The organism is Streptomyces gottesmaniae (assembly GCF_031845845.1).
GTDB classification, from domain to species: Bacteria; Actinomycetota; Actinomycetes; order Streptomycetales; family Streptomycetaceae; genus Streptomyces; species Streptomyces akebiae.
This window is the reverse complement of record NZ_JAVRFJ010000003.1, coordinates 105247-118885: the sequence shown is the minus strand read 5'-3', so window position 1 is coordinate 118885 and position 13639 is coordinate 105247. Positions and strand designations below refer to the sequence as shown.

Annotated in this window: 11 protein-coding genes; 10 read left to right on the top strand and 1 reads right to left on the bottom strand. The window is 69.0% G+C overall.

The features are described 5' to 3' along the window. Positions 1–64: 64 nt before the first annotated feature. On the bottom strand, positions 65–640 hold the full coding sequence (locus RM704_RS04715; RefSeq protein WP_033529819.1) for an adenylosuccinate lyase: 576 nt from the start codon (positions 638–640) through the stop codon (positions 65–67). Between the two features lie 374 nt (positions 641–1014). Between RM704_RS04715 and RM704_RS04710 the strand changes: the two genes are divergently transcribed. The 10 genes from RM704_RS04710 to RM704_RS04665 all read left to right on the top strand — a co-directional run bounded on the left by RM704_RS04710 (position 1015) and on the right by RM704_RS04665 (position 13639). Further along, positions 1015–2829, top strand: coding sequence for a 3-hydroxyacyl-CoA dehydrogenase family protein (locus RM704_RS04710; RefSeq protein WP_033529820.1), 1815 nt, complete (start codon positions 1015–1017; stop codon positions 2827–2829). 352 nt (positions 2830–3181) lie between these two features. Continuing rightward, entirely contained in the window at positions 3182–3991 is an 810-nt protein-coding gene (locus tag RM704_RS04705; RefSeq protein WP_311589642.1) for a TetR family transcriptional regulator, read from the top strand. Positions 3992–4416: 425 nt separating this feature from the next. Then, entirely contained in the window at positions 4417–5754 is a 1338-nt protein-coding gene (ccrA, locus tag RM704_RS04700; protein ID WP_033529822.1) for a crotonyl-CoA carboxylase/reductase, read from the top strand. 8 nt (positions 5755–5762) lie between these two features. After that, the gene (locus RM704_RS04695) at positions 5763–7820 is read left to right on the top strand and encodes a protein meaA (protein ID WP_033529823.1); all 2058 of its coding nucleotides are present in this window, start codon (positions 5763–5765) and stop codon (positions 7818–7820) included. Then, positions 7817–8791 (top strand): HpcH/HpaI aldolase/citrate lyase family protein, encoded by a 975-nt coding sequence (locus RM704_RS04690; protein ID WP_033529824.1) that lies wholly within the window; start codon positions 7817–7819, stop codon positions 8789–8791. The genes RM704_RS04695 and RM704_RS04690 overlap by 4 nt, the downstream gene beginning before the upstream one ends. Positions 8792–8805: 14 nt before the next feature. After that, complete coding sequence (locus RM704_RS04685) at positions 8806–9318, top strand: MaoC family dehydratase (protein WP_033529825.1); 513 nt, start codon at positions 8806–8808, stop codon at positions 9316–9318. A gap of 2 nt (positions 9319–9320) precedes the next feature. Beyond that, positions 9321–10526 (top strand): acyl-CoA dehydrogenase family protein, encoded by a 1206-nt coding sequence (locus RM704_RS04680; protein ID WP_033529826.1) that lies wholly within the window; start codon positions 9321–9323, stop codon positions 10524–10526. A 190-nt stretch (positions 10527–10716) separates the two neighbouring features. After that, complete coding sequence (locus tag RM704_RS04675; protein WP_033529827.1) at positions 10717–11373, top strand: phosphatidylserine decarboxylase; 657 nt, start codon at positions 10717–10719, stop codon at positions 11371–11373. A 37-nt stretch (positions 11374–11410) separates the two neighbouring features. After that, positions 11411–12232, top strand: a complete 822-nt coding sequence (gene pssA, locus RM704_RS04670) for a CDP-diacylglycerol--serine O-phosphatidyltransferase (RefSeq protein ID WP_033529828.1) — start codon at positions 11411–11413, stop codon at positions 12230–12232. 204 nt (positions 12233–12436) lie between these two features. Next, positions 12437–13639, top strand: a complete 1203-nt coding sequence (locus RM704_RS04665) for an alpha/beta hydrolase (RefSeq protein ID WP_052146261.1) — start codon at positions 12437–12439, stop codon at positions 13637–13639.

Genomic DNA, 13639 nt, shown 5'->3' with positions numbered 1-13639 from the left:
GCGGGGAACCCCGCGACCGGCCCCCACCGGCCCGCGACCGGAGAACGGCCCCGCGAGCGGAGCGCTATCTCTGCCGGGGGATCCGCGTCAGCGCCCGCACCGCCGCCTCCGCGAGGCTCGGATGGGCAAGGGCGTCGTTCAGCACGGGCTCGGCCCTGGTGTCACCCAGCACCCCCAGCCCCTCCACACAGGCGAGCGCCACCCGGCGGTAGGGGTCGTGCGGCCGCAGTCGGCGCTGGAGCGTGGTGATCAGCGCGGGCACGGCCTCGGGCGCCCGGAGTTCGACGAGCAACCGCACGGGGTGCAGGGCGTAGGCGACGCGCAGTTCGTTCGTGGCGAGGGCGGCGGCCGCCCGGGCGGTGCGCGGGTCACCGAGCCGGGCCAGCGCGTACGCGGCGGAGGCGCAGCGCGGCGGGTCCCGGTGGTTGAGGAGCAGGACCAGCGACTCGAAGGCCCGGCGGTCCCCCGCCAACCCCAGCCGGAACGCCGCCAACTCCCGTGCCCACAGAGGCTGCCCCGGCTCGGTGAGCACCGCCGCCAACTCGTCCGTGGACTCGGTCGTGACGAGCCGCTCGTATCCCGCCGCGCCCCCCGACTCGCTCCGCACACGCTCCGTGAGTGATCGCAACTCCTCGTCCATGCCACCGAGCGTACGGGCGTGAACGCGATTGAGGGACGTACCTCACAAAGACGAGGGCTGGCGCGCTCGTTACCCACCGGTTAAGCTCAGACGAGCGAGTTACCCACTCGTGTTCGCTCCCGACGGTTTGGTGACGCAGCCGTCGTGAGCACAGTCGGTTCGGTACCTGGAGTACCAGTACGGCTCGGCCTCGGGACAGGGCCGGTCGGTTCAGCCGTTCCCCTGGGCGTGTGCACGCCCCGCGGCGACGGCACCGGGCGTGTGCGTTCATCAGCCCGGCACCACCCACACCCGCGCCCCACGCGCCGCTCGCGCGCTCTTCGCGCATCCGCGGCGCTTCCCTCAGTCGTCACCCTCATTCCTGGAGTCCCGCGATGGCCACTCCCCTTTCCGACTCGTCGCTGTCCCCGCAGTCCCCGTTCAAGACGATCGCCGTGGTCGGTCTCGGCACCATGGGCACCGGTATCGCCGAGGTCCTGGCCCGGGCCGGCCGTGAGGTCGTTGGCATCGACATCAGCGAGGCCGCCGGCGCGCGTGCCGTCGCCGCGCTGGAGGCCGCGACCGAGCGCGCCGTGACCCGTGGGCGGATCACCGAGCAGGAGCGTGGTGACGCCCTCGCCCGCTTCCGCACCTTCACCGACCTCCAGGCCGCGGCCGACGCCGACCTGGTGATCGAGGTGGTCCCGGAGTCGTACGAGATCAAGCAGCAGGTCTTCCGTGAACTCGACGCGGTCGTGCGGCCGGAGGCCGTTCTCGCCACCGGCACCAACGCCCTGTCGGTGACGCGGCTGGCGGCGGAGTCGGCGCGTCCGGAGCGGGTCCTCGGTCTGCACTTCTTCAACCCGGCGCCCGCGATGAAGCTGGTCGAGGTCGTCTCCTCGGTGCTGACCGCGCCCCAGGCCGTCGCGGCCGTCACGGATCTCGCCCTCGACCTGGGCAAGGAACCCGTCGCGGTCGGCGACCGGCCCGGTTTCGTCGCCGACGGGCTGCTGTTCGGCTACCTCAACCAGGCCGCCGCGATGTACGAGGCCAAGTACGCCTCCCGCGAGGACATCGACGCGGCCATGCGGCTCGGCTGCGGCCTGCCGATGGGCCCGCTGGCCCTGTTGGACCTCATCGGCGTCGACACCGCCCGCACGGTCCTGGAGGCCATGTACGCGGCCTCGCACGACCGGCTGCACGCGCCGGCGCCCATCCTCCGCCAGCTCAGCGAGGCGGGCCTGACCGGACGCAAGTCGGGGCGCGGCTTCTACTCCTACGAGGCGCCCGGCTCCGCCATCGTCGTGCGGGACGCGCTGACGCCGCTGGACGGGGCCGCCACGGTTCCCGGGCGCACCGTCCGGTCCGTGGGTGTCGCGGGCTCCGGGACCATGGCGTCCGGGATCGCCGAGGTGTTCGCGAAGGCCGGTTTCGAGGTCGTGCTGGCCGCACGCAGCGAGGAGAAGGCCCAGGCCGCGAAGGCCCGGATCGGCAAGTCGCTCTCCCGCTCCGTCGACAAGGGGCGGATGACCGTGGAGGCCGCCGCCGAGACGCTGGACCGGATCACTCCGGCGGGCACGTACGACGCCTTCGCCGACGTCGATCTGGCGTTGGAGGCCGTGGCCGAGGACCTGGAGGTCAAGCGGCAGCTGTTCGCGACCTTCGACAAGGTCTGCAAACCGGGCGCGATCCTCGCCACCACCACCTCCTCGCTGCCCGTCGTCGCCTGCGCCCGCGCCACCTCGCGCCCGCAGGACGTGATCGGGATGCACTTCTTCAACCCGGCGCCGGCGATGAAGCTGGTCGAGGTGGTCCGCACGGTGCTGACCGCCGACGACGTCCACGCCACGGTCCGCGAGCTGTGCGCGAAGGTCCGCAAGCACCCGGTGGACTGCGGCGACCGGGCCGGGTTCATCGTGAACGCGCTGCTGTTCCCGTATCTGAACAACGCGATCAAGATGGTGCAGGAGCACTACGCGACGCTGGACGACATCGACGCGGCCATGAAGCTGGGCGGCGGCTACCCGATGGGCCCGTTCGAGCTGTTGGACGTGGTCGGACTCGATGTCTCGCTGGCCATCGAGAAGGTGCTGCACCGCGAGTTCCGCGACCCGGGGCTGGCCCCGGCGCCGCTGCTGGAGCACCTGGTCGCCGCGGGGTGCCTCGGCCGCAAGACGGGCCGTGGCTTCCGCGAATATGCCAAGCGCTGAGCGGACGGGCCGGGCGTCCCCATCGGCGCCCGGCGACCCGCCGGACGGGCCGACGGCGCGGACCGGCCCGGCGCACCGCCCGGTCGAGCCCCAGCCGGCGGACCGGCCGGCGGACCGCCCGGCGGTCGGCGGGGGCCGTCCCGGCGGGCCGGCGGCCGACGCGGGCTGGGGCGGTCTGCTCGGCCCGGACAGCCGCCCCTCGCCGGCCCGTTCCGCCGTCTCCGCGCCCGGCGGGTCCCCTGCCGACCCGACCCCCGACCCGGCCGCCGACCCGGTCCGGCCCCTGTCCCGGCGGGGCGGGGAGAGGGCCGGACACGCGCACTCTCCTGCACGGATGCAGTACGTTCGGGGCATGTCCCAGCCCGCCAAGTCCTCACGTACACCAGCTGCGCCCGACGCTCCGGAGAGCGCCGCGGGAAGTCGTGCCGCCGCCCAACGCCTCAAGATGCGCCGGGAACTGGCGGCCGCGGCCATGGAGCTGTTCTCGACCAAGGGGTACGAGGCGACCACCGTCGACGAGATCGCGGCGGCGGCCGGGGTCGCCCGCCGCACCTTCTTCCGCCACTTCCGTTCCAAGGAAGAGGCGATCTTCCCGGACCACGACGACACCCTGATCCGCGCCGAGGCGGTGCTCAACGCGGCGCCCCCGCACGAGCATCCGCTCGACACGGTGTGCCGTGGGATCAAGGAGGTCATGAAGATGTACGCGGCCCGCCCCGAGATCTCGGTCGCCCGCTACAAACTGACCCGTGAGGTCCCCACCCTCCGCGAGGCGGAGATCGCCTCCGTGGCCCGCTACGAGCGCCTCTTCACCCGTTATCTGCTGGGCCACTTCGACGAGCACGCCCACCACGACGCCGGCAACGACGACCCGCTGCTCGCCGAGGTGGCCGCGTCCGCGGTGGTCACCGCGCACAACCACGTGCTGCGGCGGTGGCTCAGATCCGGCGGGCAGGGCGACGTCGAGACCCAGCTCGACCACGCCTTCGCCATCGTCCGCAAGACGTTCGGCACGGGCATCGGCGCGGGTCGCACCCTGGCACCCGAGCCGGCCGCCGCGACGGCCTCCACGCACGGCGAGGTCCTGGTGACCGTCGCCCGCACCGACGCCCCCCTCGACGAGGTCATGCGGACCATCGAAGAGGCGCTCCGCGACCGCTGACACCCCTCGAAACCCCGATCTACTCAACGGTAACTGTGAGAACGGCCACCCCACCGGGTGGCCGTTTTGGCACGTCAGGGGCCCTTTTTCACCCCCGTCTGATCGATCATCGCTCAGGTGTTACGTAAAGATTTCACCTGAGCGAACTTTCTGGCACTCGGTGCCTTGCGGGGTGACACGGCGTGCCATACGTTGAAGGAGTCCGGGCGGCCGGCGTGCAGCGAACTCTCGTACGCCGGCTGTCCCCGCAGACCACGGTCCGCGCGCCCGGACGCCTGCGTCACAGGCAACCCTCCGCGCCACACACAGCGCCGCCGAAGCACCACCTCCGCCGAACCGACGGCATCAGCACCCAGCTCTGCAGCACCCGACGTAACCCTCAACAGCGTCTTCCCGCGAGGACGCTCGTCGCCGGAGGCACCACCGTGAAGGACATCCTGGACGCCATCCAGTCGCCGGACTCCACGTCCGCCGACTTCGCCGCTCTGCCGCTCCCCGAGTCGTACCGCGCGATCACCGTGCACAAGGACGAGACGGAGATGTTCGCGGGCATGGCGACCCGCGAGAAGGACCCGCGCAAGTCGATCCACCTGGACGAGGTCCCGCTGCCCGAGCTCGGCCCGGGCGAGGCCCTGGTGGCCGTCATGGCCTCCTCGGTCAACTACAACTCGGTGTGGACCTCGATCTTCGAGCCGCTGTCCACCTTCGGATTCCTGGAGCGCTACGGCCGCACCAGCGAGCTGGCCAAGCGCCACGACCTGCCGTACCACATCATCGGCTCCGACCTCGCGGGCGTCGTCCTGCGCACCGGCCCCGGCGTCAACGCCTGGAAGCCCGGTGACGAGGTCGTCGCGCACTGCCTCTCCGTCGAGCTGGAGTCGTCCGACGGCCACAACGACACGATGCTCGACCCCGAGCAGCGGATCTGGGGCTTCGAGACCAACTTCGGCGGGCTCGCCGAGGTCGCGCTCGTCAAGTCCAACCAGCTGATGCCGAAGCCGGACCACCTCAGCTGGGAGGAGGCCGCCGCGCCGGGTCTGGTGAACTCCACCGCGTACCGGCAGCTGGTCTCGCGCAACGGCGCCGCCATGAAGCAGGGCGACAACGTGCTGATCTGGGGCGCCAGCGGCGGACTCGGCTCGTACGCAACGCAGTTCGCGCTGGCCGGTGGCGCCAACCCGATCTGTGTGGTCTCCAGCGAGCAGAAGGCCGACATCTGCCGGGCCATGGGCGCCGACGCGATCATCGACCGCAACGCCGAGGGCTACAAGTTCTGGAAGGACGAGAACACCCAGGACCCCAAGGAGTGGAAGCGCTTCGGCAAGCGCATCCGCGAGCTCACCGGCGGCGAGGACATCGACATCGTCTTCGAGCACCCGGGCCGCGAGACCTTCGGCGCGAGCGTCTTCGTCACCCGCAAGGGCGGCACCATCACCACCTGCGCCTCGACCTCGGGCTACATGCACGAGTACGACAACCGCTACCTGTGGATGTCGCTGAAGCGGATCATCGGCTCGCACTTCGCGAACTACCGCGAGGCCTGGGAGGCGAACCGCCTCATCGCCAAGGGCAAGATCCACCCGACGCTGTCGAAGGTCTACTCGCTGGAGGAGACCGGGCAGGCCGCGTACGACGTGCACCGCAACCTCCACCAGGGCAAGGTCGGCGTCCTCGCGCTGGCCCCCGAGGAGGGCCTCGGCGTCCGCGACCACGACAAGCGCGCCCAGCACATCGACGCCATCAACCGCTTCCGGAACATCTGAGGTCCACGATGAGCGAGCGTCAGCCCGCCGAGGGCAGGCAAGCCAAGGACCGGCCGTGGCTCATGCGCACGTACGCCGGTCACTCCACGGCCGAGGCGTCCAACGAGCTGTACCGGCGCAACCTCGCCAAGGGGCAGACGGGTCTGTCGGTCGCCTTCGACCTGCCGACCCAGACCGGCTACGACTCCGACCACATCCTCGCCCGCGGCGAGGTCGGCCGGGTCGGCGTCCCGGTGGCCCATCTCGGTGACATGCGCAGGCTGTTCCAGGACATCCCCCTGGAGCAGATGAACACCTCGATGACCATCAACGCCACCGCCATGTGGCTGCTGGCGCTCTATCAGGTCGTCGCCGAGGAGCAGGGTGCGGACATCACCCGGCTCCAGGGCACGACCCAGAACGACATCGTCAAGGAGTACCTGTCGCGGGGCACCCATGTGTTCCCGCCGGGGCCCTCGCTCCGGCTGACGACGGACATGATCGCGTACACGGTCTCCCACCTGCCGAAGTGGAACCCGATCAACATCTGCAGCTACCACCTGCAGGAGGCCGGGGCCACGCCGGTGCAGGAGATCGCGTACGCGATGTCCACGGCGATCGCGGTCCTCGACGCCGTGCGCGACTCCGGCCAGGTGCCGCAGGAGCGCATGGGCGATGTCGTCGCCCGGATCTCGTTCTTCGTGAACGCGGGCGTCCGCTTCGTCGAGGAGATGTGCAAGATGCGGGCGTTCGGCCGCATCTGGGACCGCATCACCCGCGAGCGGTACGGCATCGAGAACCCCAAGCAGCGGCGCTTCCGGTACGGCGTCCAGGTCAACTCCCTCGGGCTGACCGAGGCGCAGCCGGAGAACAACGTCCAGCGGATCGTCCTGGAGATGCTGGCCGTGACGCTCTCCAAGGACGCGCGGGCCAGGGCGGTGCAGCTGCCGGCCTGGAACGAGGCCCTGGGCCTGCCCCGGCCGTGGGACCAGCAGTGGTCGCTGCGGATCCAGCAGGTGCTGGCGCACGAGAGCGACCTGCTGGAGTACGAGGACATCTTCGAGGGCTCGCACGTCATCGAGGCGAAGGTGAGCGAACTGGTCGAGGCGTCCTTCGCCGAGATCGAGCGGATCCAGGAGATGGGCGGCGCGATGGCGGCCGTCGAGTCCGGCTACCTCAAGTCGCAGCTGGTCTCCTCGCACGCCGAGCGCCGGGCCCGGATCGAGTCCGGCGAGGAGAAGATCGTCGGCGTCAACATCTACGAGTCGACCGAGCCGAACCCGCTGACCGCCGACCTGGACGCGGCGATCCAGACCGTCGACCCGGCGGTCGAGGCCCGGGTGATCAAGTCGCTCCAGCACTGGCGCGACACCCGTTACCAGCCGCCCTTCAACCACCCGCGCCCGTGCAAGGCGCTGGAGCGGCTGAAGGAGGCGGCGAAGGGCACGGACAACCTCATGGAGGCCACCCTGGAGTGCGCCCGCGCCGGGGTCACGACCGGCGAGTGGGCCGGGGCCCTGCGTGAGGTGTTCGGCGAGTTCCGGGCACCGACCGGTGTCTCGTCGGCGCCGGTGGCCGTCTCCGCCGAGGAGGGCTCGGCCATGGCGGAGGTCCGCCGCAAGGTGGACCTGACGGCGCGGGACCTGGGCGTCGGCAAGCTCCGCTTCCTGGTCGGCAAGCCGGGCCTGGACGGGCACTCCAACGGGGCCGAGCAGATCGCCGTGCGGGCCCGTGACGCCGGCTTCGAGGTGGTCTACCAGGGCATCCGGCTCACCCCGGAGCAGATCGTGGACGCCGCCCTCGCCGAGGACGTGCACGCGGTCGGGCTCTCCATCCTCTCCGGCTCGCACGCCCAGCTCGTCCCGGACGTGCTGGAGCGGCTGCGCGAGGCGGGCGCCGGCGACATCCCGGTGATCGCCGGCGGGATCATCCCGAACGCGGACGCCGACCGGCTCAGGGCCGCCGGAGTGGCCGCCGTGTTCACCCCGAAGGACTTCGACATCACCGGGATCATCGGCCGTATCGTCGACGAGATCCGCAAGGCCAACAAGCTCAGCCCCCTCATCAGCACGGAGGTCCCCGCATGACCAGCCCTGTTCCTCAGGTGAACCGCCTTCGCCCGCGGCGCTCCTGCCTCGCGGTGCCGGGGAGCAACCCCCGCTTCCTGGAGAAGGCCCAGGGCCTCCCGGCGGACCAGGTCTTCCTCGACCTGGAGGACGCCTGCGCCCCGCTTGCCAAGCCCGAGGCGCGGCACACCATCGTGAAGTTCCTCAACGAGGGCGACTGGACCGGCAAGACGCGGGTCGTGCGCGTCAACGACTGGACGACGGAGTGGACGTACCGCGATGTCGTGACCGTCGTCGAGGGCGCCGGCCAGAACCTCGACTGCATCATGCTGCCGAAGGTGCAGACGGCTCAGCAGGTCGTCGCCCTCGATCTCCTCCTCACCCAGATCGAGAAGACGATGGGCTTCGAGGTCGGCAAGATCGGCATCGAGGCGCAGATCGAGAACGCGCAGGGCCTGAACAACGTCAACGAGATCGCGACGGCCTCCCAGCGCGTCGAGACGATCATCTTCGGCCCGGCCGACTTCATGGCCTCCATCAACATGAAGTCGCTGGTCGTGGGCGAGCAGCCGCCCGGCTACCCGGCGGACGCCTACCACTACATCCTGATGAAGATCCTGATGGCCGCCCGCGCCAACAACCTCCAGGCGATCGACGGCCCCTACCTGCAGATCCGCAACATCGACGGCTACCGCGAGGTCGCCCGGCGCGCCGCCGCGCTCGGCTTCGACGGCAAGTGGGTGCTGCACCCCGGCCAGGTCGAGGCGTCCAACGAGATCTTCTCGCCCTCGCAGGAGGACTACGACCACGCCGAGCTGATCCTGGACGCGTACGACTACTACACCTCCGAGGCGGGCGGCAAGAAGGGCTCGGCGATGCTCGGCGACGAGATGATCGACGAAGCCAGCCGCAAGATGGCCCTGGTCATCTCCGGCAAGGGGCGGGCGGCGGGGATGTCCCGTACGTCGAAGTTCGAGATCCCCGAGAGCTGAGGAGCCTGAGCGCGATGCAGTTCGGACGCACCTACGAGGAGTTCGAGGTCGGGGCGGTCTACAAGCACTGGCCCGGCAAGACGGTCACGGAGTACGACGACCACCTCTTCTGTCTCCTCACCATGAACCACCACCCGCTCCACATGGACGTCAACTACGCCGAGAAGACGACGGACTTCGGCAAGAACGTCGTGGTCGGGAACTACATCTACTCGCTGCTGCTCGGCATGTCCGTGCCGGACGTCTCGGGCAAGGCGATCGCCAACCTGGAGATCGAGTCGCTGCGGCACGTGGCGCCGACCTTCCACGGCGACACGATCTACGGCCAGACGACCGTGCTCGACAAGTGGCCATCGAAGTCGAAGAACGACCGCGGCATCGTGTACGTGGAGACCAAGGGCTACAAGCAGGACGGCACGCTGGTGTGCGTGTTCCGCCGCAAGGTCATGGTGCCCACCGAGACCTACATCAAGGAGCGCGGCGGCGAGCAGCCGGGCCGCCCCGAGCTCAGGGAGCAGGAGAAGTAGCCATGGCACGACTCGCCCAGACCCACGGTCTCACGGACGTCCAGCAGGAGATCCTGTCCACCGTCCGTGACTTCGTGGACAAGGAGATCATCCCGGTCGCGACCGAGCTGGAGCACCGCGACGAGTACCCGCAAGCGATCGTCGACGGGCTCAAGGAGCTGGGCCTGTTCGGTCTGATGATCCCCGAGGAGTACGGCGGTCTGGGCGAGTCCCTCCTCACGTACGCGCTGTGCGTGGAGGAGATCGCCCGGGGCTGGATGTCCGTGTCCGGGATCATCAACACGCACTTCATCGTGGCGTACATGCTGAAGCAGCACGGCACGCAGGAACAGAAGGACCACTTCCTGCCGCGGATGGCGGCCGGGGACGTCCGGGGCGCCTTCTCGATGTCGGAGCCGGGGCTCGGCTCGGATGTGTCGGCGATCACATCGAAGGCGGTCAAGGACGGCGACGAGTACGTCCTGAACGGTCAGAAGATGTGGCTGACGAACGGCGGAACGTCAACGCTCGTCGCCGTTCTCGTCCGAAGTGACGAAGGACACCCCGAGGGCACGGCGCCCCACAAGTCGATGACGACCTTCTTGATCGAGAAGGAGCCCGGCTTCGGAGAGGTCCTCCCCGGCCTCACCATTCCGGGGAAGATCGACAAGATGGGCTACAAGGGCGTCGACACGACCGAGCTCATCATGGACGACCTGCGCATTCCGGCCAATCGTGTACTCGGCGGCACGACGGGTCGAGGGTTTTACCAAATGATGGACGGCGTCGAGGTCGGCCGGGTGAATGTGGCCGCCCGTGGTTGCGGCGTCGCTCAGCGTGCGTTCGAGCTCGGTGTCCGGTACGCCCAGCAGCGTCACACTTTCGGCAAGCAGATCGCTCAGCACCAGGCGATCCAGTTCAAGCTGGCCGAGATGGCTACCAAGGTCGAGGCCGCGCATGCGATGATGGTCAACGCGGCTCGCAAAAAGGACTCGGGCGAACGAAACGACCTCGAAGCAGGGATGGCGAAGTACCTCGCCTCTGAATACTGCAAAGAGGTCGTCGAGGACGCTTTCCGGATCCACGGCGGTTACGGCTTCTCCAAGGAGTACGAGATCGAGCGCCTCTACCGTGAGGCGCCGATGCTGCTGATCGGTGAAGGTACCGCCGAAATCCAGAAAATGATCATCGGTCGCCGGCTGCTCGAAGAGTATCGATTCCAGGGCTAGTACGCGGTTGGTCCAGGGACGGATGTCTGGTTCGGGGTGTTTTCTTCGAGAAGAAGATCACACCCCGTCAGAACTCTTCGGCCGTCGACTCGGCTTCCTGGCTTGCCCAGTTGCGGTCCGCGACCGGTACGATCCCGGAAAGCCGCCGTCCCCAGTCACCGCGCGGCATCATCCGCTACGAAGGTCATCCATGCCCCACAGCCAAACCTCTGCACCACGCGACAGCCTGGCCGGCGTACGGCTCGCGCGCGGAGCATCGCCGTGGCTTCTCCCGACCGTCGCCACCGCAGCACTCAGCCTCGCCCGTTCGCGCCGCTCCGGCGCCGCCCGGGCCGTGGCCGTACCCGCCACCGCGCTGGCGGCGGGCATGCTGTGGTTCTTCCGCGACCCCGAGCGTGAGATCGCCCAGGGCCGGGTCATCTCGCCCGCCGACGGAGTGGTGCAGAGCATCATGCCGTGGAAGGACGGCCGCACCCGCGTCGCGATCTTCATGAGCCCGCTCAACGTCCACGTCAACCGCGCGCCGCTCTCCGGCACCGTGACGTCCGTGGAGCACATCCCGGGTGGGTTCGTACCGGCGTTCAACAAGGAGAGCGAGCACAACGAGCGCGTCGTCTGGCACTTCGACACCGAACTCGGTGACATCGAGATGATCCAGATCGCCGGCGCCGTGGCTCGCCGCATCGTTCCGTACATCCCCGAGGGCACCAAGGTCGAGCAGGGTGACCGGATCGGGCTGATCCGCTTCGGCTCTCGCGTCGACATCTACCTGCCCGAGGGTGTGGAGATCGACGTCGAGGTGGGCCAGAAGACCGTGGCTGGGGTGACTCGCATTGACCGTGACTGATCCGGAGACCCAACCCGGCCAGACCGGGGCGGGCTGGGTGCCCGACGTGGACGAGGTGGAGGACGACGCGGAGGAGATGCCGCTGTCGCTCCGCCTGTCGATAGCGGACACGCTCACCCTGGGCAACGCCACGTGCGGCTTCATGGCCGTGTACTTCACCACCACGGGCATCCTGATCCCGCACCTCACCGGCAGCCAGGAGTCGGGCATGGCCCGGCACAGCGCGGCCACCGCGGTGATCCTGATGCTGTGCGCGGCGATCTTCGACCTGTTCGACGGGCTGGTGGCGCGCAAGCTCCGCTCCTCGCCGATGGGCGCGGAGCTGGACAACCTCTCCGACCTGATCAGCTTCGGCCTCGCGCCGGCGTACTTCGTCCTCGTCTACGGCATGGTCGCGGACGACGCCCACCAGCGGGTGGCGGCGGTGGGGGCGATCGTCGTGCTGCTGGCCGTGGTGCTGAGGCTCGCGAGATTCTCCTGCGTGACGGTGAAGGACGGCACCTTCCAGGGCATGCCGTCGCCGTTCGGGGCGCTGACGGTCATCTCGATCGTGCTTCTCGAGCTGCCCTTCGTGGCGACGCTGCTGGCCATCGTCGGCGTCGCGTGGCTGATGGTGAGCCGTGTCGAGTACCCGAAGCCGCGGGGTCCCCTCGCGGGCGCGGTGCTCACCTGGATCGTCCTCGCGATGGGTCTCCTGGCGGCCTGGGCCTTCGACGCCCCCGGCGGTCAGCTCCTGCTCCAGACCGGTTGCGCCCTGCAGCTCGTCATGGGCGCGGTCATCCCGCTCTTCGCCACGGCACGCCGCGTGAACAACTTCCGCGACAACCGGCGCGAGGCGCGGGCGGCGCAGCTGCCCTGACGCTCCGCTCCAGCACTGACGGGTGTGGCCCGAGCCGATTCGGCTCGGGCCACACCCGTTTCGCGTTCAAGGGCGTCGCTGTTTGCCCTTGAGGGGTCAACTACCTCGTGTGGGGCTCCAGTTGCTGGGGGTGAGGAAGAGGTGGACGGTGGAAAGGGGTGGATTTCACATCAGTTGATCCCTTTCGACCGTCAGGAGAAGAGCATGACCTCGTACACACTCAAAGAACACAAGGTGAAGCACGTTTCTCAGGTCCCGGCGAACGAGGGCATCGAGGTGGAGCTGCCCGTCCGGGAGTACAACGGCACCCAAGGCGACGACCGCCAGCCGGTGCTGATGCTGCACGGCAGAAGCGTGCCGGCGCTCCCGGGCTTCGACCTCGCACCGGTGCCCGGCGAGAACCCGACCCGGTACAGCTGGGCACAGGAACTGGCGAAGGCCGGCTTCGACGTCTTCATCATGGACCTTCAGGGCTCCGGACGGTCACCCCGCCCGATGATGGACGTGCCGTGCAACGCCAACCCCGCCCAGCAGGCGCCGGTGCTCGTCCCCAACCCTCTGCCGGAACCGTGCACTCCCCCGCCCCCGTACCCCTACCAGCTGGGCAACTCACAGAGCGAGTGGGCAGAGGTGAAGTCGGTCGTCAAGCACATCAGGAGCCTTGCCGACGCGAACAAGCCGATCCACTTCGTGGGCTGGTCCGCGGCCGCGTTCGTGATGGGCCCCTACGCACTCCAGCACCCCGAGGACGTCAGGAGCCTTTTCCTCCTCGCCCCGATGTTCCCGCCGAAGGGGCGGTGGTCGGAGAAGCCCGACGATCCCTTCGGGCTTCCGGAGGAAGCGGTCGACAATCTGCCCCTGCCCGGTTTCCCGATGCATGTCTCCAGCAAGACAGGGTTCCAGGCCGCGCTCACCGGCCCCGCCGCCCTGTGGGAGCCCGGCATCGCCGAGCTGGCGTGGGAGGCCTGCATGCAGAACGACCACGAGGGCAGCAAGTGGGGCCCCAGGGTGAACGGAGGCGAGCCCGAAGGGGTCCTGCGCTACCGGAACACCTACTGGTGGGGCTGGAACAACCACACCGTGCCGCTCATGCGCGAGAACAAGTACGTGCTCGGTGGCCGCGTTCCCGTGCTCATCCTCTACGGGCAGAACGACCGGACCGCCAACACCACGACGCCGATGCCCGACAACCTCAACTTCTCCGTACCGGCCCTCTACAAGGCCATCGCGGGATCGAAGAAACTGATGTTCTGCTTCGAGGAGTCGGGCCACTCCCTCGTCTGGGAGACCGTCGCCGAGGCCATCCACCACTTCTCGAAGCACTGGCTCAAGAACGGCAAGGTGGAAGGCCTCGGCAGCGGTAGCTACTTCAGGGAACTGGACGGCAATCTGATCCACCTGCCGTAG